This is a genomic window from Parabacteroides caeci, assembly GCF_023656795.1.
Classification (GTDB): Bacteria; Bacteroidota; Bacteroidia; order Bacteroidales; family Tannerellaceae; genus Parabacteroides; species Parabacteroides segnis.
In genome coordinates this window covers 15309-38648 of sequence record NZ_JAMOKT010000033.1, presented here as the reverse complement: position 1 = coordinate 38648, position 23340 = coordinate 15309, and the positions used below count along the sequence as shown (strand labels likewise).

Genomic DNA, 23340 nt, shown 5'->3' with positions numbered 1-23340 from the left:
ATTATTGTTTCAGTGAGATATCTGAATTCTCCCTATATTTGTCTCCTCAAAAATTTAGCGTAATGCTCACACTCGATAAGATTTATCAGGCATCTTTTGCCCTGAAAACGGTTATCCGTCGCACCGACCTGATCAGTGCGCCCAATATTAATCCGGATTCTCATATCTATCTGAAACCGGAGAACTTACAGATCACGGGATCATTCAAAGTCCGCGGTGCCTGCTTCAAAATCGCCCAACTGACAGAAGAAGAGAAGGCCAAAGGCGTCGTAGCCTGTTCTGCCGGTAATCATGCACAGGGTGTCGCCCTGGCTGCCACCACCCATGGCATCAAGTCGCTGATCTGCCTGCCGGACAATGCACCGATCTCCAAGATCGAGGCTACCAAATGGTACGGTGCCGATGTCTGCCTGGTCGAAGGCGTGTACGACGACGCTTACCAGAAAGCCCAGAAACTGAGAGATGAAAAAGGATATACGTTCGTCCATCCTTTTGATGACGAAGACGTTATTGCCGGACAAGGGACTATCGGACTGGAATTGTTGGAACAGTTGCCCGACCTGGATGCCGTAATCGTTCCGATAGGCGGCGGGGGACTTATCTCCGGCGTCGCCTTTGCAATCAAACATCTGAATCCGAATGTAAAAATATACGGCGTACAGGCCAGTGGTGCACCAAGCATGCTGAACTCCATCGAGCACAATAAAATCGAACGGATGGGATTCGTCCGTACCATTGCCGACGGTATAGCCGTAAAAGAACCGGGTGAACATACATTTGAATATTGTAAAAAGTATGTGGATGAAATCGTTACAGTCAACGACGATGAGATTTCAACCGCTATCCTGGCCCTGATCGAACAGCACAAATTAATCGCCGAGGGAGCAGGTGCAGTAGCCGTAGCGGCAGCCATGTTCAATAAAGTTCCCATAAAAGGTAAAAAAGCGATCTGCCTGGTATCGGGAGGAAATATCGACGTAACGATCCTGTCTCGCGTTATCGGACGCGGTTTGCAGAAATCCGGCCGGTCTTACACCATGACGATCGAACTGGTCGACAAGCCCGGACAGTTACAGCATGTTTCTGAAATTATTGCCCGTACCGGAGCCAATGTGGTATCCGTCCATCACGAACGAGTTAGCCATACCGCCGACATCAACGGCTGCTATCTCCGTCTGGAAATGGAAACACGCAACCAGGAACATATCGACCAGATACAATATACGCTGACAGCAGCGGGGTATAAGATTATTCCGGGATAATAATTATCCTCAATCAGTAGCATGCCTGTGGTAAAGTAATAGCATAATAGTGTCAGCCATCCTAACACTATTATGCTATTACTTTCAGTACTACTGTATCAATGGTGTGAAACCTTTGCTTCCTTTCCCATCTTTACTACGAGCTTTCCTCCTTTCAAGACATCTTCCTGTGATATTTTAAAATTATTCACCGGCTTTCCGTTCAAAGTTACCGACTGAATGTATTTATTTTCCTTGGATGCACCGGGAGCTTCGATCACAAAAGTTTTTCCCCGACCATACTTACCGTCCAGGCGAATCGTTATTTTCGGATAACGGGGGGATGCCAGTTCATAGAAAGGCTTTTCCGAACAACCTCCCTCCATCTGGAACAGGCCAATGGCACTCATAACAAACCAACTACTCATTTGCCCCAGATCCTCATCACCCGGATAAGCGTCATAAGGGGTAGTCCCGTAATACTGTTCCTGTATAGCCCGTATCCATTTCTGTGTCAGATGGGGAACGCCTGCCCAGTTAAAAAGATAGGCCACTTCCATAGAGGTCTCATTCCCATGATTGATTGGGAATGCAGAGAAATTATCTCCTGCCGCATTAAAGTTGGCATGAGCAGACTGCTCCATCGCTTTATCCAATCGATCAACAAAACGTTCCTTACCAACCTCACGAATTAACTTCTCCGGGTTATGAGGGACAAACCAAGAATAGTTGAAAGCATTCCCTTCCGTAAATCCGGGAGTATGATACGGGTCGAAAGGTTCCACCCATTTTCCATGTTCATCTTTCGGACGGATAAAACCGGACTCGGCATCAAACAGGTTATACCAGCTGTCAGACCGTTTGTCGAAGAAATGAAAATCGTCTTTCTTTCCCAGTATTTTAGCCATTTGCCCCAGACACCAGTCATCGTAAGCATATTCCATCGTATTGGAAACGGTACCTTTTCCTGCCGGAATATATCCGTATTCCATATAGGGAACTAAATTCTCAACACCAACAGTTCCACCGCCTTCGTATTTCTGAGGAGGTGTCGTCATCATCTTTTTCAAACCATCATACGCGATATTCAGGTCAAAGTCACGTATACCACTTTGCCAGGCTCCCAGAATCTGAGAGATCGGATGCATGGCAACCATAACACCGGTATGTTCGATTCCGGCAGGGTCCGTATTGAACCATCCGCTATTCTGATATAACTGAATAGCCGAACGAGCCCATTGGCTGGATATTTCAGGGGTAATCAAGTTAAACAACTGCTGGTTATTCCAAAATGTATTCCAGTATTCACCACTGACAATACAATCATCCGGTTTCTCCAACTGCCTGATCCGCTCGTCTTCATCTACAAAACGACCATCCGCATCGCTCCAAGTTGCTTTAGCTGCCAGGGCACGATAAAGATTCGTATAGAATTTTTTCTTTTGCAGGTAATCATCTGTTTCAATCGCTATCCTGCCCAGATATTCGTCCCAGACAGAACGAGCGTTATCCACGACTTTCTCAAAATCCCAGCCAAACGGATCAGCCAGTTCCTGTTTCAGGTTATTCCGTGCCCCAGCCATATCAACCAGAGAAACACCCGAGCGGACAAGAATCTCTTCATTCTCCTTCGTCTTATAATTTAGGAAAATACCGACATCACCTTTGCCGTCTATCTGCGTGATATTCTGTTTTATTTCAGCAGGAGTCTCAAACTCGTGATTCCTATTCCATCCAGGGATATAACCGGTTACCGGTTTAACACCTTCGTTCACCCATCCCCCCATCGAGTCAAAAGGCTTACTAAATTGAAGGACAAAATATAACGTATAACTCTGCTCCAACGTATAACCGGTAAAAGCATTGTAATAAGTCGCATATCCTTCTATCTCAGTATCATTCACTTTCGTGATATGCGCATTCACCAGATTATGCGGATACTCGTTGGGAGTAAACATATCGATCAGAATCCGGGCATCTTCCCTGGCCGGAAAAATATACCGTTGCAGGGCTGCACGACGCGTTGCCGTAATCTCCGCCTTAATCTTTGTGTCGGTCATATAAACGGAATATCTGCCTATTTCAGCTTTTTCGGAAGCCTTATCGATACGCGAACGATAACCTTCATCGGGAAAATCCTCCCGTCCGGGATTTACTTTCAGTTCCCCACAGGTAGGCTGCATCAGGAATCCGGTCATGGTCCAGTCGCTGAAATGATTGAAGCCCATGATATTTTCAATCGTATATTCATATCCGGCTTTCCATATCTCATCCTGGTTATCAGGGGCGATCTGCACCATACTCAACGGGAGACTCGGTCCGGGTTTAAACATCCAACGTGAATTACCGGTACCCATCAGCAGGTCGACATCATCCGAATAAGAATGAAGAGGCTGCCGGCTACGGGTAATTTCTCCTTTATAAACAATCTCCTTGCCATCCTGAATCGTGAACTGCAAAGTTTCCTGTTTGTCATTGGTCTTAGCAGCAGGCATCCATATCTCCTGGATACTCTCGCCCGTTTCAATCACACGCGAAACCGGCTGGCATCCCTCTATCCGGAACGTCAGTTCCCGGGAATGGTCAAACTGGTTCATATCCACCAGGACCGGTTGCATACGTTCCCCGTTTTCTTTCCGGTATTCGAACGGAGCTGCTTTGACAGAACGTATCAGGGAAGAAGAGGCTTTCCCCAGCCGGATGCCGGCCGGTGCTTCCAAACGGATACAATCAAAAATCGCCCAGGTTCCTTTAATTGTTCCCAACTGGATTTTATTCATCCCGGCAGTAAGCCACGCAGCAGGAAACTGTATTTTTATTTCTTTCGCCTTTCCGGTCTCCTTATTCGTAAGTAACTCTCCTGAGTTTTCTCCGTTCAACTCCTCCTCAAACCGGTTACCGTTTATCTCTACCCGTATCTTCACAGGATGGCTGTTATGCGCCCCGGTAAAGAAAAAAGTCAGGAAACATTCTCCCTGCGCAGAGACCTTATCCAGATTAAAAAACACAGCAGGGAAATGGCGGGGATGGAACCCGGCCCAATATCCGCCGCCAGCCCAGCTATCCAGTGGTCCCGGCAAAACATAAGGCCAATGCTTACCGGCCGACGAATAACCGACATAAAAAGATTTCTCCCCTCCGAAATTAGCCAAAAAACTATTATAGTTATCGGGATACAAAGCAAACTCGGCAGCTGAATTATCCTGCTTGCCTATTTCAAAAAGGACCTTATTCCCGGCATATAATCCGGAAGACGATAAAAACAAGAATAGAAATAAGAATAAATGTTTCATTTCGATCATTAGAATTACAATCTGAATAACTAAAAAAACTGTTTTGAATTTATCTTTTGTTCTATTCTTTCTATTAAGGAAACCAAACAGTAAATTCAAAACAGTTTCTAAATTACAAAATAAAAGTAACCTTCACTACTGAAAAATAGCAAATAGTTGCCTATTTGATGGATTATTATTGTTTTTTACTTCCAATAAATCAGTATCCCGGATTTTGTTTTATTTTTCCCTGAGATTCATCTATGATATTTTGTGGAATAGGGAATAATTCCATATGTGGTTGTGCTGATGTATAGCCTTCTTCATGAGCCGTAGAAATCAGTTTTCCATGACGTATCAAATCCCTGCGACGATGTCCTTCACAAAATAACTCTCTCCCTCTCTCATCTAAAATGAAATCACGGAATGCATCTTTGCTAGCTGTGGCTACTGCTGGTATTGAATTAGGTAAGCCTACCCGGACACGAACCTGCTCCACATAAGAAATAGCTTCCTGTGTAGGTCCATTTTGTTCATTGATAGCTTCGGCTAATTCCAGTAACACATCCGAATAACGATGAACCACCACATCATTGCCTGAATATTCGGTTGTCTGTTTCGGATCTTCAGGATATTTGAAAGGAAGAGCTCCCTTTTCAAGATATTGATAATTATCACGAGTCGCTAACACTGAATCCGTAGCCCCTTCCGGCAAATATTTAAACTCTCCAACCAAAGAATTCAAGCGATCATCCCCCTTTTCATATTTATCATAAAAACACCAGGGAGTGTTATGAACATACCAACGTTGTATTTTATCGTTTTTCAGGGGATATCCCGGAGGTGCAATGTGCGTCATCCACATATTTCCTTCCCCCCCTTCTGAAAGACAAGGTATAGCCCATATGATTTCATTATTTTTAGCATTTTCAACAGAGAAAACGGAAGAATAACTTGGCTGTAAGCTATATCCCAGCTTCAAAATCTCTCGACAAGTGGCTTCTGCTTCCTGCCAACGCTTTTCTTGCATATACAACTTCACCAATATGGCATAAGCTGCTCCTTTAGTAAAGCGTCCCCAATCGTTTGATGCGTAAGTCGAAGGCAATACTGAAGCCGCACTTTTCAGGTCATTCTCTATCAACCTAACGAATTCTTCTTTGGGAAGGCGTTCCAGGATCACTTCATTCTCCGGATTACGTAATATTTCCGGGTCCATTACAACTCCCGCCGTTCCATAAAAATCATATAACATAAACATATACTGGCCACGAGCACACTGTACTTCCGCTATCAGCTCCTGTTTACGGGTTTCATTCATCGGAGTACGTTGCAGATCATCCATCAAAAGAGTTGCCCTGCTGACATGTTTTATAAAGTTAGTATAATGTTTCGTCACGTTCCCCTCCGTAGAGGACCATAAGAAACGTTCCACCACCTCCAGGTCGTTCCGCTGTAATCCCATTTCGTCTGTAACCAGATTGGATTCCATAAAATAACTGGCGACATGGGCACTGAATATACTACCGCCCCATCCTGCTACAAACGGATTATATATAGCCGTAACAGCGGCCCGTGCATCATCTTCATTCTGAAAATAATTTTCCGGAATAATCTTGTCATTCACTACAGGATCCAAATCCAAACAAGAGGTCAGCCCCAAAGTACAAACAGCCAACAATGATATTGTATTTTTAAAATAAGTCTTCATAATCTATATTTATCAGAAAGTTATATCAACGCCAAATGAAACAGTCAATTGAGTCGGATAAGCTGCCATGCTATCCATTTCAGGGTCTACACCGCTATACTTCGTAATAACGAACGGATTCTGTACATCCCCGTAAACACGAAGATTCTGTATGACCTTATCCAGATTCTTGATTTTAGGCAACGTATATCCCAACGTAATATTCTTACAACGAAGGAAATTCGCATTTTCCAACCAGAAATCAGAACTCCGGTCGTACGGATTCATGATGCTGGAAGGATATTTGCCAGTCGGATTATCATGCGTCCAACGATCCTTTACAGCAACAGCCATGTTCACTCCATTTTTCAAGAACCAAGAACGTTTCAAATACCAGTCATAAGCTGGATTTTCCAATTGTCTGCCGAAATAACCATAGAAGAATATATTCAGGTCAAAACCTTTATATGCAAATGTATTACCAAAACCCAAATAAAATTTAGATGTTTTCGTTCCCAGGTAAATGATATCGGCATCATCCAGTTTACCGTCCGGCCCTTCCTTCAGGTTTCCGTTTTCATCACGTCCATTCAAGTCTTTATATTTAATCATACCCGGTTTAGCATTAGGCATATGGGGTAATTTGCAAGTACCATCCGGATTCATGTCTTCCGGCTGTACCAAACCGTCGGATATATACAGATAATACGGATTCAACATGTCTTTCTCGCTTTCATAGATCGCTTTCTTCCATTGAGGATTTCTTTCCAACCAACGGTCACGATACAAAGAAAAGACAACGTCAGTCGACCAAGTAAACTCACCGATCAAGTTACGGGTATTGATTCCCAATTCGAAACCTTTACTACCTTTCGCTCCGATATTGGCCATCACTTTGCTTATCGGATTATATTGCATCAATACTTTTTCATCCAACAAATCATCCACACGGCGAGTAAAGAACTCCATAGAACCGGTAATCCGATTTTGGAAAAAGCCGAAATCAAGACCGACATTCAATTCCGTAGTTGTTTCCCACTTCAAATTCGGATTTGCCAACTGGCTTTGTGCTACACCTACAGATTGCTGGTCGCCGAAATTATAATTATAACCCGTCGAATACAGAGCCAATGCATTATTTCCGATATTAGAGTTACCAGTCTGTCCTAGACTGACACGCCATTTCAAATCGGAAATAAGATCCTGTTCCTGCATGAATTGTTCATTGACCATACGCCATGCCAAAGCCACAGACGGGAAATAACCCCACTTATGATTCTCTGCAAACTTTGAAGAAGCATCACCACGCATAGTGGCAGAGATCAGATAACGATCGGCATAATTATAATTTACACGAGCAAAAACAGACCCTAATACCTCTTCACTACCATACGAGCCGACAGACGGTTTCGTATTTTCACCGGCTGCCAGGTTATTCCATTTAAAAGCATCCGTGATAAAACGGCTATTACCCGCATTAAAACCATTGGAAGAAAAATGTTGATAAGAATAACCGGCCATTGCAGAGAAATTATGTACCTCATTGAATGTCTTCGCATAAGAAGCAGTCAGATCAAACAACTTGCTTGAACGGTTAGAATACGATTTAGATGCTTCACCTCCAGCTTTCTGGCCATATAATGTGGTTTTAGGCACATACGTATTACGTTCGCCTTTTTCTTGTTGGAAACCGGCATTCATTTTTAAATCCAATCCTTCAAACGGTGTAAGAATCAAATAGAAATTTCCTAATAATTGATTAATCGTACTTTCATCAGTCATATCCAACAGAGATACAGCATTTGCCAAATAAGGCTGGTCCGGATCCAACGTATAATTACCTTCTTCATCATAAATAGGGATAGAAGGATTAGCATTCATAGCAGCCCTGATAACTCCGGCATTTTCATTTCCTCCATCTCCCAACGGCACATTATTGCTCTTTACCTGGCTGGCATTGAAGTTAATGCCTGTTTTAATATATTTCCCTAATTTCTGATCAAAGTTGGCTCGACCTGAATAACGCTGAATGCCATTATTCTTAACTACTCCCTGATGATCATAATAATTTCCGGAAATATAATAAGATGTCTTATCCGTCCCTCCGGTCAAAGACAAATTATGCTGTGTGATGACACCGTTTCTTTCCACTGCTCCCAACCAGTCTGTTGTCTGAGCATTGGCTATCTGATCCGCTGAATATTTCGGACTAAAAGGTGCTACTGTTGACGGATCCGTGTTTCCATAAGGGCCAATCTTATTATCAGACAAATAGTCTTCATAAAGAACCCGGTTTGTTTCTGTCATGAATCCTTGAGCATCAAGCATATCTATCTGTTTGACTCTTTTCTGAAAAGAAACAGAACCGGAATATTCTACTTTTGGTTTTTCACCTTCTTTACCGCGTTTAGTCGTGATCAATACAACGCCATTAGCAGCCCGAGCTCCATAGATAGCTGTCGCAGAAGCATCTTTCAGAATTTCAATAGAAGCGATATCCGCCGGATTGAGATTATTCAAAGGTGACTTATTGCCGGAACTATATCTGTTACCACTTCCAGGCTCCATATTCTCTGTCGAGATAGGAAAACCGTCAATCACATAGAGAGGACCGCTATTTCCTGCACCGCCGGACGCATTGCCACGAATCTGCATCCAAACACCGCCACCGGGCTGTGCGCTTTGTAACGACACTTGCATACCGGCAGCCTTTCCGGTCAACATCTGTCCCAAAGACATATTGCCTGCCTGAGGCAAATCCTCAGCCTTTACCTGCGTGATCGCACCGGTCAGATTACTTTTTTTGACGCTACCATAACCGATTACCACTACTTCTTCGAGGCTTTTTGTATCCTCTTTCATTGTCACATTGATAATTGTTTTATCTTTTACAGGGATCTCCTGTGTCAGGTAGCCTATATAAGAAATTGAGAGTACAGCGTTAGATGGTACATCCAACGTGTAGTTGCCATCCAAATCTGTTGTTGTTCCATTAACCGTTCCTTTAACAAGGATGTTGACCCCAATAATCGGTTCCCCGTTTGAATCGGTTATTACTCCGGATACTTTTTTCATCTGTTGGGGTTCTGACAGAGCCTTTGAATTGCCTACACTTCGTAAAGAAATATAATTATTGGCAAATTCATAGGAAATACCCAAATTCTTCAATGCATTGTCCAAAACCTCAGAAATCGTCTTGTTCTTTGCATTCACTTTTACCATCAGGTTCAAATCAATATCATTCTCGCCATAAATGAAAAGGTAGTTTGTCTGTTTCTCTATTTCTGTGATCAGTTTATCCAAAGAAACTGTCTTTTCGTTGATTGTAACCCGCACATTCTGGGAGTTGGAGGTCGTTGCATGGGAACAGAATACGGCAACGAGAACTAAAAAGATGGATAATCTCATAATACGAATAAAATGCTTTATTTCAATATCTTTGCATACGTTGAATAATAGCAATAAGTTTTTTTTCATAACTTTGCTTCTAATTTAAAGTTTATACTGTTTTTATCAGAGTTCAAAAAAGAAATAGTATTACTTTCAGGGACAGATGGTGGTACATCTGTCCCTTTTTACTATTCCTCAGGAATAATTTTTCTTATCTCATAGGCTATATGTGTTTTTAATGGTGAAACATATTAATAAATCTCTATCCGGTTATCATTCTCATGAATTCTGAATTTGAATTTATGTACTCCCTGGAGAGCTTTCAATATATATTCAATTTCATCACTCTGACGAAACTTACCTGAAACTTTACGATCCAGATTCGTAGCCCGGTTTAATTCAAATTTTACATTATACCATAAAGAAAGGTAATTCAATATCTCAGAAAACGGAACACCTGCAAATCTAAATATTCCATTCTTAAGATATTCCTCATTGTCAAAGACGTGAGATATTTTGACAAGGCAATTATTTTCCAAATAAGCTTTTTCATTGGGCTTAAGTATCATACTATCATCCTGATTTTCCCTGTTGTAGACATGTACTGAGCCTTCAACCAAATCCGTTTCAAACCGGGGAGATTCCGAATAGGCAAAAACATTGAATTTTGTACCCAACACTTTAACATCATATTTCTGTGTCTTGACAATAAACGGTCTTTGGGGATCTTTACAGACAGAAAAATACCCCTCCCCATCTAGTTCTATAATACGATTATCCTTATTAAACTCATTGGGTACAATAACTTTTGTCCGTGGGCTAAGCCACACCTTTGTTCCATCCGCCAATGTTATGTGAACACGTTGACCGGCCGGAACATCCACCTGTGTATGGAAAGATTGTCCTGACCCTGTTCCATACTTCGTCATCAACCAGGTTCCAGCTACAGCTAAAAGAATCACTGAAGCATATCTCAACATATTAAAAATAAGATTCCGGTATTTCTTCCTGTTTACTTTTTCATACAACTCATGCATCTTTCGAGAACTCCATTCCTCATCTCCTCTCTGAGAGGCCATAGATGACAAGGCAGTCAGTACCTGTAACCGGGCATATTCCTGCCTGCTCTTCTCACTGGCATTGATTTGGTCAAAGAGTTTGTCTTTTTCAGTAACAGTTGTTTCGTCTGTCAGGTATTTATATAGTTGTTCTTCCATAAAAAAGAATGAGTTGTTTTAACTTATAACGAAATAAATAAAAAACACCCCTACATGAAAATTGAAAAAAATGAACTCGGTGAGATAAATACTAGATAATAAATATAAATAAGGGAAGATAATCCTTCAGCTCAACTCTCAGTTTCCGGATCGCGGTCGTCATTTGATTCTCGACTGTTTTTGTAGATATATTCAGCTTTTCAGCAATCTCCCTGTTTTTCAGGCCTTCCATCCGACTGAGGATAAAGACCTCGCGACATTTCTCCGGCAAAGAGTTTATCGCATTATTCAATATAATTTCTATATCTTCATTTGAAAGCGCGTTTTCGTCAAATTGCTGTAAAGCATATATCTTAAGTTGTATCTCCTTATCGAAAACAGTTTTGAATTCTTCTTTCCTGCGCTCAAGAAGTTTTTGCTGCCTTAACTGGTCTATACATTTGTTTTTTACCAACGTAAACAGGAAGGCGTTCAAGTTTGTCAATGTATTCAGTAGCTCCTGGTGTTCCCATAGATAAATAAAAATGTCTTGTATAATATTTTCTGCATCTTCTGTAGACAAAACGAACTCACGGGCAAAACGTACCAACTTTGGAAAGTATATAGAATATACTCTCGAAAAGTCAGACTTCTTATCATTTTGTATATGTAAGTTTACTATATCCATTTGAAGATTTTCCGGTAATACAGGCAAAAATATAGAATTATTCCATTAATAATCTATTTTAACGTATTATTTTAAAAAAGATAGAAATAGATATTGTATTAAAAAAATATTATTCCAAATCAGAAAACTAGCAGAATGAACAAGAATCAGCCTATCTTTGTTTCTTTGGAAAACATATACATTTCAAGACGTGAAAATATTAATAGTATGCACAGGCAATAGTTGCCGCAGCCAGATGGCACAAGGATGGTTACAGTCTTTCGATAAAAATCTGAATGTTTGTTCAGCCGGGACAGAGCCTGCCAAAGAAGTAAATCCGTTGGCAATCAAGACAATGAAGTCCTCAGGGATCGACATCAGTCATCACACGCCCAAATCGATCCATGAATATCTGAACGAACCCTGGGACTATGTTATTACCGTTTGCGGTGAAGCAAACGAAAATTGCCCGGTCTTCAATGGGAAAGTAAGGCAGCGCCTGCATATCGGCTTTTATGATCCTTCAAGAGCCCAGGGGACTCCCGAATTCATTGAAAGTGAATTTCGCCGGATATGCAATCAGATCAAGACCAAGATGTATGATTTCTATACCGACGAAATACTCAATGGTGATGGCGGGCCAACCTGTACCTGCGGGGCGAACAGGTTTTGCAGATGTAACTGATACGAACAGGAATAACAGCCGGCAAGCTACCAGACAATCATTTATTTGCCGGCATTCATTACTCCCGAATCATTATCCTGGTTATATATCTTCTTCCCGTTACTCTGGTATTTACGACCGAACCGGAAATTCCAGGCAAGAGTCAGGAAAAAGGCATGAGAGCTTTCATTGATATAATTCTCCTTGTACGAGGAAACATACTTATTCCAGTTTTCATAAATCCGTTTATAGTTATTGGCAAAAGGATTGATCATACCGGCTCCAACTGAGAACTGTTTATAATTATACCGGACCATCAGCATATGAAGATTCTCTCCGCTCGACATTTTCTCTCCCCAGAAACTATTCCGGCGGTTGTAAATACTGAACATAGCCGTCAAATGTTTATACTGCCCCATTATCTCTGCACGATAATACCAGTTCGTATAGGTATGCCGGTAATCTTTCCCATCACTCCAGTAACGGTTCACGCCTCCGCTAAGAGAAAATTGCAGAATATTCCATAACATACCGGCCCGCAGGTTCAACTCGCCATTCAAGGACTGAAAACCCTCCTGATTTTCATAAGTATGAATAAACATGCCATTCTCAATAAAAGTAGATTCCATTATCGCTTTCGGAGCATTCCGATAACGGGAAGACAAGCCGACAGAGACTTTCCCCTTCCGGTATTCCATATACAAATCAGCCTGGTAACGGTTGTACGGATTCAGATCCGGATTTCCCCGCTGTATCTGCATCGAATCAATCAGCTGCTCGACAGCACTCAACTCCGACAGTGCCGGCGGATTGTTCGCCAGGCTGCCATTCAGGCGCGCATAGAAATTATCAGAGAAAGCATAACGGAAAGAAAAACGAGGCCAGAACGTATAGGTCTGATAACCATCTTCCCCTTCCTGTTTCAGCCATGAACGGGTAACGCCCACACCCAACGAATAATTGAGCTTTTGCCATTTGCCCTGAAACTCGGTATATAAATAGGTATCCAACTGTTTCATCTCCGTTTTATATGTCACATTTCCATCATAGGTATTCTCCGAAAAGGCTTGTGAATGTTTCAGTCCTGCACTTAACCGGCCTTTTTCAAAGCCCTTTTCATAAATACCTTCACCAATCACGGAATATTTATTCCCTTTTACACCGGAGTAGATACCGGTCAGCAACAGATCGTTCTGCTTTTCCTGATAAGTACGCCTGGAGTCGGTGTAGATATATGTTCCGACCAGGTTGAGCGCCAGAAACTGTTTATGCTTCAGGTTCTGCTGATAATATAAATCAACATACGGACGATGTGTGTATGTGTTATTGTTGTCCCGCATATCCGTTACATGGTCCGGATACTCAACGTTATACAACTCACTTCTGTAATCCGTATGCGGTTGCAGATACCCCCAGTAACCCAGCTTTGCATTCAGCAGGTATTTATCCGGTTCTTGATAATTATAGGTGAAAGAACCGCCATGATTCAGTTCCTGAAAATGTCCGGGCTGCCCTTTTTCATACCGGTGCAGGGAGGTACCGTCTTCAAAGAGGAAAGATTCTTCGTTCGTGCGCCAACATTTGTAAAAGTCACGCGGACTGGCATAATAACTCAGGCCAAACTCTGATTTCTTATGATTCAATTTAGCAGATATTTCATCATTATGGAATACGACATGCGGGGAATTCATCATATCCAGGCTGACGGAGCCACCCGTTTCGTACCGGCGGGTGATATAATTCAATACGGCTTCGGCATCTCCGTAACGCAGGCCGGGATTCTCTAGATATTCAATACGTATGATATCGTTCGGCTGTAATGCGGAAATATCCTTTGCATCCACTTTCGCTCCATTCAGACAAAGCTGTACGGAGCCACCGCCGGAAACACTGATATCCCTTGTCATCGGATTCACCTGAATGCGCGGCAACATTAGGGCCTGAAGCAAATTCACCCCATTTGTAGAGGCTGCCAGCTGTTGTTTATTGGGAAATACGATCTTACGATCCGCCCGGTTGACAATATTGGCGGCTGTAACTGTCACCTCATCGAGTTGTTCCGCAGTTTCATTCAATGTTAGTTTTCCCAAATCAACTGACTTGGAAAGGCCATTCAGATCGGTTATATTATCTGTATACCCAATAGCGGAAATAATCAGACGATAACTGCCTGTTTCTATTTTTTCCAACTGAAAACGTCCCTTCGTATCAGTCGATACACCTGTGATAAAAGTTGAATCGAGCGTTTGCAACACGACATTGGCAAATTCAACAGAAGCATCCGTGTTTCCATCTGTCACCATTCCGGAGACCTTTATCTTTTGCGCATAACATAGACTGACTGACAGAACAGCACCTAAAATAAATAGATATATTCTTTTCATATAACATAGAATTTGAGTGATTATCTGAAGGCAAAGGTAGAGCCTCCGCAGTAGACAACCTTAAATTCCATGTGGACAAAGAATACCGGATACCTGTACAATCATGCACAGTTAAACACCTAATAAACAAGCAAATAACAGAGTCTGTATTTTTCAAGTGGACAAATCACCCCATCAAAATCCCCACAGATAGACATCGGCCGGTTGATCCTTCCCGATCAACTCGTTTTTCCCCTGATTAATCCGCTCCTTTATACGCTGTTTCCGTTTGGTGACAGAAGAGGGAGCAATACTATACAACCGGGCAATAGCCGAAGTGGACAGTTGTAATTTAATCAGGCAGCAGCACTGGATATCTTCTTCCGTCAGCAACGGGAAAGAAGCGCGAAGCCGCCGGGTGTAATTATTAAATATCTTATCTATCAATTTATAAACGGCAGGCCAGTCTATATCCGACAGATTACGGACTTCTCCTTTGTACAAACGTTCCAACTCTTTATATTGCAAGATAACCTGAAGAGACAATTGTTTCGTGCTGGTTGTAAGCGCTTGGTTTTGTATGACCATCCGCTCATACGAATCCATTTCAACGTTTTTTTCCGGGATATTCTGAGCATATCGGGTCATTTCCTGTTGCAGCTGCTTCTTTTCCCGGTTCAATAGCTCATTCTCCTGACGGATCCGTTCAATTTCAGAGAGCCGGTCGTTCAATTGCTGTTCGACTATTTCTTCCTGCTCTGACTGGCGGGCTGACAATTGTTCGATCGCCTCCTCATTTTGCCGGATCAGCTGTTCCTTTTCGCTTAATGCAATCTGGTGCAGTCGCATCTGTTCTTTCATCTGCCGGATAAAACGTTCCTTCTTCAATAATTTACGTTGGTATAAATAAGCCAGGAAGAAAATCAGGCAAGCGGCTGCCGACAGGATATAAAGAGCCAGGCGGTGGTTCCGGTCTTTTTGAATCTTCAGATTCAGATTCCTCCGTTCCAGTTGGTTCTGCACAAACAACCGCTCTTTTTCTATTGCCACATTTCTTCTTTCCACCGATGCCACCTTTTCACAAAAATCATAGACAGCAATGATATTCAGAGCATTATTCTTCTTTACATCATAAACACTACGAAGCAGTTTCTCCACATAAAAAAAAGAGGTACGATATCCGTTCCCGTAATAATCCCGGGGGATTAAATCGCAACAATGTTCCAATTGTTTCAGGTAAACCTCCGCAGAATCCAACTTCCCCAGATTTAACCAAAGACATACATAAGTAGCAGTCTTTACAATACTATCATGCAGATGTTTCGGAGGATATTCCTGATCTAACTTCCTCATCAGCGGCAAAGCCTTTTCACTCTGGTGAAAAGCATTCAAACCGTCTATATAATTACGGAGAATCGAACTTTTATCAGCCTGCAGCTCTTCCGCCAGTTTAAGTGCCTGTATCATACAATGCTCCATTGAGTCCGGTTCCTGCCGGGAAGCGTAATAACAACCGAGACCATACAAACAGTACATCATCTGCAACGAATCTACAGCATAATAATCGAATATAATGTGCTTAACGTCTTCAGGTACCAGAGAAAGATTCCCCGGAAGCAGATCATGATAACCCAGAGTCGAAGCAAGCTCCACCAGCAAAGTGGTATCTTTATTGTTTGCTGCAATCTGTATTCCTTTTGAAATAAACTCTTTAGCCTCTTCCCTTTTATCTCCCGAATAGTTCACCTGCATAGCAGCTAACATATATGCTTCTGTCAGACGAGAGGATTGTTGCTCCTCATAACAACGAAGTGTATAATGAATCAGCGAATCATTCACCATATTCCGTCCCTGTCGTTGATGCAGCCGGGTGATCCACCAGCCATATTCCGCCCGAAGGCTATCCGAGAGTTCGGACGGAATGACCTGCTCTTCCAGTATCATCGCCAGGCTGTCCGGATTTTCCCGCAGCAGACGTTCAGCCAAACCTTCATCCGGAAAGAAAGCCTCCTGCCGTCCCCACTGACAGGAAGGTAAAAGGACAGTAAAGAACAAGATCAGACAGCAGATGTATTTCATACGAGCGTTATTATAAAGGCTACAAAGATAATGATAATACCCCGGCAAAAGAAGCCTGTGAATAAAGTCTGATCGGTTTACCTCAAAAATATCATTATAATTATTTCATAATAAGCATATTATAACTACATTTATACTATTGTAGCGAAAGTTACAGTAATATTGACTACACCATCTTTCACTCCGAAAGATTTACTGGCTTTTTATACAGTAACCGGAGGTGTTGCACGGTATATAGAACTATTAATCAGGAGCAAAGCTTTTATAAAAGAGAAAATACTGAATACAGAAGCGCAGTAGAAATATCACATGTAAGGATTGATTAAAACCCTTACACAATTACGAAGACACAAAAGTAATACGATAACATCGTAATTCATTAAAAAGTCGTATATTGCACCCCGTAGCAACAATACAAACATCAATACGGCAAAACGATGAAGAATAAATTTCAAACATGGACGGCGGTAACCATGATAACGGTCCTGTTCGCCTGCGACAATAAGTCCGGACAAATAAATTATTTAGAAGAAACCCCGGTAGTAGCAACACGCACACTAATTGACGGGGAAGAGATGATTGAGTTGGATCCTGCGCTGCTGAAAGATACGATGGTAATTCCGCTAAGTTACTTTACGGAAGAACTTCAGATCATCAAACTCGACGGGAAAGACGAAGCACTGACAGGCGCTCCCTATGCGTATGTTTCAGATAATTATATTATGACGGGAATGTCGGGAAATACACCTTTCAAGCTTTTCGACAGACAAGGTAACTATTTGGCGAATGTCGGGAGCATCGGACAGGGACCCGGAGAGTATCGGTCGGTATATGCCGCAAAGATCGACGAGGCAAGCCAACGCATCTACATGTTGCCCTTTTTCGGCAGTCAACTGTTGGCATACGATTTCGAAGGAAAGGCCTGCCCCTCCATCCCGTTGGCACATGAAAGGGTAGTTGGAAAATTCGCTTTGCGCGGTGATACGTTGCTGGTACTCGCCTCACCACAACCCAAAAACTTCACCTCATGCGTCTGGACGCAGGATTTGGCTGGAAACCTAATTCACGAGTTTCCTACCAAACGGTTAGACTTCGACTTCCGGGGTGTGACGGTCGTTTCAAACCAAAATGAAGATAAGCATGTAGATCTAAGCTTCTGGCTACCGAATGCCCGGCTGGATTCGCTTTACGAAGTAAATCTGGAAAAAGGCAAGCTGATCCCCCGCTTCACTGCCCATTTCAAGGGTGATGCGCTGAAACCACATATGTATGGCGAACTTCCCGGCTATTTCGTAGGGGAAGCCATGGGCCAATGGTGGCAGTCGACCGAAGATAAAGACGGGAATATTCAGCAAAGATTGGCAGGTGACGCTCCGGCCTACTATATCGTAGATAAGCAAACATTGAAGGGAGCCTTCTATGCAATAGAAAACGATTTTCTCGGTGGAGAACGTTTGGAGAATCCCCTTGCATTGGAAGATGGCTGCTACACAACTTGCCTAGATCCCGGTGAACTGTCAGATCAGCTAGAAAAAGCCCTTCGATCCGACCGCCTTTCTGAACAGCTACGGAAACACCTTACCAAAGTGCAAGCAGACATCACAGAAAATGATAACAACTATATCCTTTACGCCAAGCTGAAACAGCGGTAAGTCTGCTCCCGGTAGTGTGTAGGCATTCGGCCAACGAACAAATACACGAAGGAAAGGAAAAAATCATTCTCATGAATGGCTTATATCATATACTTTTCTTTATCTTTGCAAAGATATGAAATACCATTTTTTCATAGTCTGCTTTTTAGCCGGAATAAATCTGTTATTCTCCTGTTCGCCAAACGTATCTTATCCCGAAGCAATGCAAAAGGCCATACGTTGTATCGAGCAAAATCCGGATAGTGCCCTTACATATCTTTCTTCGCTCGACTCCGTCATCCGGTACGAGCCAGAAGAGACAGAAATGTACCACGGATTACTTACAACTAAAGCTAAAGACAAAATGTATATTATACATAAGTCCGATTCGCTGATGAGAAAAATAGTTCATTTTTACGACTCCTTTGGCGATAAAGAAAAATTAATGGAAGCTTATTATTATTTAGGCTCCATTTACCGGGATATAAAAGACATACCACAGGCGATAACAGCTTTTCAACAGGCAGTTGATGCAGGAAGGAATAGCCAGCAATATCTTATTTTAGCTCAGATTCATACACAGATGGGGACTTTATTTGCCTATCAGTCATTGTATGAGGATGCCTTGAAAGTATATAAAAAATCGTATATTTATTATCTAAAACAAAAAGATGAGTTAGGACTTATCTACGCTTTACGAAATCAAGGACGAATGTACGAATCTATGAGCCAACCTGATAGTACAATACATTACTATCAGGAAGCCTATGAGAAAGCTCTTAACTTTAATGATCAAAAGGTAATCAATTCCATATCAAAAGAATTTGGAAATGTTTATCTTGATTTAGGAAAACCTTCTCAGGCAATGAAGTTATTTTATTCCATCCCCGAACAAAAAGATGATGCTATCTATTTATATGGATTAGGTTCTGCTTACTTATTAACGAACCAATTCGATTCAACCCAATATTACTATCTGGAAGCATTAAAAGAAGGAAAAAAGAATCAAAACATTTACTTGATAAGTTCCATATACAAAGCATTAGCAACAATAGAAGCCCAAAAAAGTTATTATTCATCTGCTTTTAATTACGTACAGAAAAGCCTGGATCTAGAAGATTCTATCAAAAAAACAACTCGCACAGAAGCCATTGGTAAAATACAATCTCTTTATAATTATCGGCACACCGAACATGAGAATCAACAATTATTGTTAAAAAACAAAGAGACACAGATATACATTTATTTGCTGATTATTGCATTGCTACTAATAGTTGGGATTACAGCTCTCTATATCAACTATACAAAAAAACAAAAACGCATTGCAAAAGAACAAACAAATAGACTAGATCAGCAGAAAAAAGAACAACATAAATATAGCCAAGAGTGTCTACAAAAGAATAGAAAAAAAATAATAGAAATAAAAAAAATGCTTCAACAAGCAAATGAAGAAAAAGAGAAGAAGAGTTGCTATCAGATCCAGGCTCAAAAAAAATTGCAAAAAATACCAACTTTAAAAAGTCAATTAACTTTATTCGAAAAAAAACTATTGGAAGCTCAAAAAGAAATATTGATATTATCGAACAACTTAATAGAGGCAAAAAAATATGAAGCACTAATATTAAAAAACACCTTTGAAAATTCATCTATATACAAACGATTTCACGAAGCATCCTGTGAAGATAACTCGACGAAAATTAATAAAGAAGACTGGGACATTTTAAGACACGAAATTGATAAAGCATATAATAATTTCACAGATCGAATAAAAACATTGTATCCACCAATAACAGAACAAGAACTTCATATATGTTATCTGATCAAAACAAATATTACTCCTACTGGAATGGCAGAAATCCTTTGTCTTTCTACATCTGCTATCAGCAATGGGCGTGCCCGTATGTATAAAAAGATATACAAAACAGATGGCAGAGGAGAATTACTCGACAAACTAATCCTTGATTTTTAAAGTTAAAAAAATCTTTCACTAGTGTCTGGAGAAATATTACCAGATTATATTAGAATTTTAATACGATCAAACAATTTGCATATGGGAATTTTCTCGAAAAGAACCAATCCAATGGCATTAGAAATAATATAAAGACTTTGTTCTAGACAAGTCATTAAACAAGAAACGGTATACTGTTCCTCAAAGAATCGGATTATGCCGAGCTGAACAATTGTACCCATTACCGGACAGGCTACTAATTTTGTTTATTCATGTTATTTTCTATTTCTGTCAAAGCCTTAGTAAGATAATAACCGGATGATATTTTTTTATTGATATTTTTTATATTTTCTCTCATCTGATCATAGGTCTCCGCTGAGATAGAGGGTAATATAGAATCTAATTCATCCAACGAGTTAATGCAGATCCCTATTTGATTATTTGTGACAAAAGAAGCTAAAGCAGCTTCTTTCCATATGATTAAAGGGAGATTACATTTGATATATAAAGATACTTTGTGAGGATTGTTAATCTTTAAATATTCTCCATAATTGCCCGAACAAATTGAAATACTATCTCCATCCCATATTAATCCAAAATGAGCACACACATCTTCAATAAGTTGTTCAGATGGTACGAATCCATTGTAATTGAAATGTTCTTTGTTAGTTATTTTATTGTTATCAAAGCCATTGCCATAAAGTTCAAATTGCCATTCAGATATAATATGCTCCATTTTATACAAAAATTTATTTTTTTTGTAACCTAAACTTCCTGCATATATTACTCTGATTGGAGAGGTTTTGATCTTTATATTTTTGTTGTTTTTAGAAGAGGATAGATAGTCAAATATTTCTAGTTCTATTATTGTTTTTTTGAGCTTTTGGGTCTGTAACCAATTTTTCATATTACAATTATGTGCGACTAAATAATCTGAATTATTTAATCGCTTAATTTCTTTTTTGGCAGATATTTTTTTTCTTCTGAAAGTGCCAAGATCATGAATTATTGTGATAACTTTTCCCCCTTTAGCATGAGTAATATGACAAATGAATGTGTAATATTTTTTGAAAGGATACTGAAGTACTATACAGTCGTTTTTTGAGATAGTAAAAAACACTTTTAATACACCGATTAAAGTCATTATAAATCCAATGACTTTATTTGAATAATGTGTTTGTGCTAACCCTGCATTTTTGTATCCAAGATTAGCGAGAATGGTTTCTATGTCAGTTTTTGCCTTGTTACCAGCACTGTTTATTTCGTTGTAATTTTTAGATAAATAGAATTTTCTCATAGGATTGTTATATTAATAGTTCTTTTTTTGCAAGTGAAATAGCTTCTGCAATTGTATCATCCATATCAAAATAGGCATATTGCCCTAGTCTTCCTCCAAAAATAACATTGGAAGTATTTGCTGCAAGATTCTTATATTGGTTTAAACGTGTTGAATTCTTTTCATCATTTATGGGATAATACGGTTCTTCTGATGATGGATATTCTTTTGTTATTATTGTTGTCGCCTGCTTTCCGAATTCAAAATGTTTATGCTCTATGATTCGTGTATATGGAATTTTAGCTTCATTGTAATTAACAACGGCATTCCCTTGATAGTCTTTAATATTCAAATGTATATGTTCAAATCTCAAACTTCTGTAATCCAGTTTACCATATATGAAATCAAAATATTCGTCAATACACCCTGTAAAGAGTATTTTTTTTGCAATACTATGAAAATAATGTTTATTATCGAAATAGTCTGTTTGTGTATATGTCTGTATATTGTTTAACAGATTGTTAATTAGTTGGCTATATCCGTCTTTGGGGATGCCTTGATAAAGATCATTGAAATAATTATTATTGTATGTAAAGCGGATTGGGACTCTTTTTATTATGGAGGCTGGTAATTTGTTGGCAGGACGTCCCCATTGTTTTTCTGTATACTCTTTAATTAAGGTATAATATATATCATCACCACATAGTTTTAAAGCCTGTTCTTCCAGATTGGATGGCTGAGTTATCTCTTTATATTTTTTGCATTGTTCCTGGATTTTATTTTTTGCATCTTCAGGAGTAATGACATTCCAAAGCTTGTTAAAGGTATTCATATTGAAAGGAAGATTGTATATATTTCCTTTATAATTGGCGAGAGGAGAGTTTATAAAATTGTTGAAACTGCAAAATCTATTTATATATCGCCAGACATCTTCATTATCTGTATGAAATATATGTGCTCCATATAAATGGATTTTTATTCCATCTTCCTCTTTTGTATATATATTTCCTCCTATATGATTACGCTTTTCTATAACAAGACATTTTTTTCCGTATTCATTCATTATTTGAGCGAATACAGATCCAAATAATCCGGATCCGACAATTAGATAATCGTACATGAAAATGAAATTGAGATTGTTTATAAAATAATAACCTTGTATATTCTGTTTATTTTAATTGAATAGAGAGTTTGGGTAACAATATATTCCTAGCTGATAAAGTTTTGCTCCTGCTTTTCCGTAAATGCCGTGCATTTGGAAGCCAGAAACTCCAAACTCCAACTCTGTTCGGTTTGCTCCTCCGGGACCACCAAATACATGGACTTTGTCGAGATTGGTAGTAAAAGCAACATAATCAATTTTAGTACCACTATGTACTTCAATTTTTTTGATATATTCATTACTACTAAGGAACATCCATGATTCTGCTCCACCATTACCCCCGAATTGTGGAGAATTTGTGAATTTATCATTATCGCTAACCCAATATAATTGAATAGCATCAATAACGGCTCCATGCCTTACTTTTATGGCATTGATTTTCTTCCATTTTTCTCCGTTATATATAACAGCCGGAGCATCAAAAGCGACGCCGCTGTCACTGCCCCATGGACCAAAAGCAGCAGCATCAGAAGATTTTGTTCTTATATTATCCATAGGTTCTTCGGTGCTGACCGATTTCAAATATTCTATTTCTTTTGAATAATCCGGTCTGTTGTTATTATAATATACAGTTTTCCCTTCATACTTTTTTGCTAGTGTAGCTTCAAAAGAAGCTAAATCTGTTGTATTATCTGTGATAGTATTCTCTTGTTCATTATTACAAGATACTAATAAGCAACAGATACCTATCGCTAATGTTGAAATAATGGACTTCATGTGTATTTGTTTTTTAATTAGTTATATATGAATTTACAAGGTTA

At 40.0% G+C, this 23340-nt stretch carries 14 protein-coding genes; 4 read left to right on the top strand and 10 right to left on the bottom strand.

Annotation, left to right across the window (positions count from 1 at the left end):
- Window positions 1–62 precede the first annotated feature (62 nt).
- On the top strand, window positions 63–1262 hold the full coding sequence (gene ilvA / locus NBH15_RS16340) for a threonine ammonia-lyase (protein ID WP_250823073.1): 1200 nt from the start codon (window positions 63–65) through the stop codon (window positions 1260–1262).
- A 98-nt stretch (window positions 1263–1360) separates the two neighbouring features.
- Here the strand turns inward: ilvA and NBH15_RS16335 are convergent, their stop codons facing one another.
- The 5 genes from NBH15_RS16335 to NBH15_RS16315 all read right to left on the bottom strand — a co-directional run bounded on the left by NBH15_RS16335 (window position 1361) and on the right by NBH15_RS16315 (window position 11477).
- A complete protein-coding gene (locus NBH15_RS16335) occupies window positions 1361–4534 on the bottom strand; it encodes a GH92 family glycosyl hydrolase (RefSeq protein ID WP_244050539.1) in 3174 nt (1057 codons plus the stop codon).
- A gap of 199 nt (window positions 4535–4733) precedes the next feature.
- The gene (locus tag NBH15_RS16330) at window positions 4734–6224 is read right to left on the bottom strand and encodes a RagB/SusD family nutrient uptake outer membrane protein (RefSeq protein ID WP_186959523.1); all 1491 of its coding nucleotides are present in this window, start codon (window positions 6222–6224) and stop codon (window positions 4734–4736) included.
- Between the two features lie 12 nt (window positions 6225–6236).
- Window positions 6237–9680, bottom strand: coding sequence for a TonB-dependent receptor (locus NBH15_RS16325; RefSeq protein WP_250823072.1), 3444 nt, complete (start codon window positions 9678–9680; stop codon window positions 6237–6239).
- Window positions 9681–9844: 164 nt separating this feature from the next.
- Window positions 9845–10810, bottom strand: coding sequence for a FecR family protein (locus tag NBH15_RS16320; RefSeq protein WP_186959521.1), 966 nt, complete (start codon window positions 10808–10810; stop codon window positions 9845–9847).
- 91 nt (window positions 10811–10901) lie between these two features.
- Window positions 10902–11477 (bottom strand): RNA polymerase sigma-70 factor, encoded by a 576-nt coding sequence (locus NBH15_RS16315; RefSeq protein WP_128134649.1) that lies wholly within the window; start codon window positions 11475–11477, stop codon window positions 10902–10904.
- A 190-nt stretch (window positions 11478–11667) separates the two neighbouring features.
- Here NBH15_RS16315 and NBH15_RS16310 point away from each other — a divergent pair, with 190 nt between their 5' ends.
- The gene (locus NBH15_RS16310) at window positions 11668–12141 is read left to right on the top strand and encodes an arsenate reductase ArsC (RefSeq protein WP_128134648.1); all 474 of its coding nucleotides are present in this window, start codon (window positions 11668–11670) and stop codon (window positions 12139–12141) included.
- Window positions 12142–12182: 41 nt separating this feature from the next.
- On the opposite strand, the gene NBH15_RS16305 is transcribed toward NBH15_RS16310, so the two are convergent.
- Both NBH15_RS16305 and NBH15_RS16300 read right to left on the bottom strand, forming a co-directional pair.
- Entirely contained in the window at window positions 12183–14504 is a 2322-nt protein-coding gene (locus tag NBH15_RS16305; RefSeq protein WP_250823071.1) for a TonB-dependent receptor, read from the bottom strand.
- Between the two features lie 174 nt (window positions 14505–14678).
- Window positions 14679–16562, bottom strand: coding sequence for a hypothetical protein (locus tag NBH15_RS16300; RefSeq protein WP_250823070.1), 1884 nt, complete (start codon window positions 16560–16562; stop codon window positions 14679–14681).
- A 437-nt stretch (window positions 16563–16999) separates the two neighbouring features.
- On the opposite strand from NBH15_RS16300, the gene NBH15_RS16295 reads away from it, so the two are divergent.
- Entirely contained in the window at window positions 17000–18214 is a 1215-nt protein-coding gene (locus NBH15_RS16295) for a DUF4934 domain-containing protein (RefSeq protein ID WP_244050537.1), read from the top strand.
- 373 nt (window positions 18215–18587) lie between these two features.
- A complete protein-coding gene (locus NBH15_RS16290) occupies window positions 18588–20162 on the top strand; it encodes a hypothetical protein (RefSeq protein WP_186959516.1) in 1575 nt (524 codons plus the stop codon).
- 235 nt (window positions 20163–20397) lie between these two features.
- Here the strand turns inward: NBH15_RS16290 and NBH15_RS16285 are convergent, their stop codons facing one another.
- Genes NBH15_RS16285 through NBH15_RS16275 form a run of 3 tightly spaced genes read right to left on the bottom strand, consistent with a single transcriptional unit; the run spans window position 20398 to window position 23296 of the window.
- Window positions 20398–21438 (bottom strand): glycosyltransferase, encoded by a 1041-nt coding sequence (locus tag NBH15_RS16285; protein WP_244050536.1) that lies wholly within the window; start codon window positions 21436–21438, stop codon window positions 20398–20400.
- Window positions 21439–21445: 7 nt separating this feature from the next.
- A complete protein-coding gene (glf, locus tag NBH15_RS16280; RefSeq protein WP_284706473.1) occupies window positions 21446–22537 on the bottom strand; it encodes a UDP-galactopyranose mutase in 1092 nt (363 codons plus the stop codon).
- A gap of 54 nt (window positions 22538–22591) precedes the next feature.
- Window positions 22592–23296: a jacalin-like lectin gene (locus NBH15_RS16275; RefSeq protein ID WP_128134643.1), complete on the bottom strand. Its 705-nt coding sequence runs from the start codon at window positions 23294–23296 to the stop codon at window positions 22592–22594.
- Between the last annotated feature and the right edge of the window lie 44 nt (window positions 23297–23340).

What these genes read in the sequence shown, in the direction of transcription:
- NBH15_RS16320 (WP_186959521.1), bottom strand. Translation starts at nt 10,810, where the DNA reads ATGGAAGAACAACTATATAAATACCTGACAGACGAAACAACTGTTACT.
- NBH15_RS16275 (WP_128134643.1), bottom strand. Translation starts at nt 23,296, where the DNA reads ATGAAGTCCATTATTTCAACATTAGCGATAGGTATCTGTTGCTTATTA.
- NBH15_RS16300 (WP_250823070.1), bottom strand. Translation starts at nt 16,562, where the DNA reads ATGAAATACATCTGCTGTCTGATCTTGTTCTTTACTGTCCTTTTACCT.
- NBH15_RS16325 (WP_250823072.1), bottom strand. Translation starts at nt 9,680, where the DNA reads ATGAAAAAAAACTTATTGCTATTATTCAACGTATGCAAAGATATTGAA.
- NBH15_RS16295 (WP_244050537.1), top strand. Translation starts at nt 17,000, where the DNA reads ATGAAGAATAAATTTCAAACATGGACGGCGGTAACCATGATAACGGTC.
- NBH15_RS16335 (WP_244050539.1), bottom strand. Translation starts at nt 4,534, where the DNA reads ATGAAACATTTATTCTTATTTCTATTCTTGTTTTTATCGTCTTCCGGA.
- NBH15_RS16285 (WP_244050536.1), bottom strand. Translation starts at nt 21,438, where the DNA reads ATGAGAAAATTCTATTTATCTAAAAATTACAACGAAATAAACAGTGCT.
- ilvA (WP_250823073.1), top strand. Translation starts at nt 63, where the DNA reads ATGCTCACACTCGATAAGATTTATCAGGCATCTTTTGCCCTGAAAACG.
- NBH15_RS16315 (WP_128134649.1), bottom strand. Translation starts at nt 11,477, where the DNA reads ATGGATATAGTAAACTTACATATACAAAATGATAAGAAGTCTGACTTT.
- NBH15_RS16305 (WP_250823071.1), bottom strand. Translation starts at nt 14,504, where the DNA reads ATGAAAAGAATATATCTATTTATTTTAGGTGCTGTTCTGTCAGTCAGT.
- glf (WP_284706473.1), bottom strand. Translation starts at nt 22,537, where the DNA reads ATGTACGATTATCTAATTGTCGGATCCGGATTATTTGGATCTGTATTC.
- NBH15_RS16290 (WP_186959516.1), top strand. Translation starts at nt 18,588, where the DNA reads ATGAGAAAAATAGTTCATTTTTACGACTCCTTTGGCGATAAAGAAAAA.
- NBH15_RS16330 (WP_186959523.1), bottom strand. Translation starts at nt 6,224, where the DNA reads ATGAAGACTTATTTTAAAAATACAATATCATTGTTGGCTGTTTGTACT.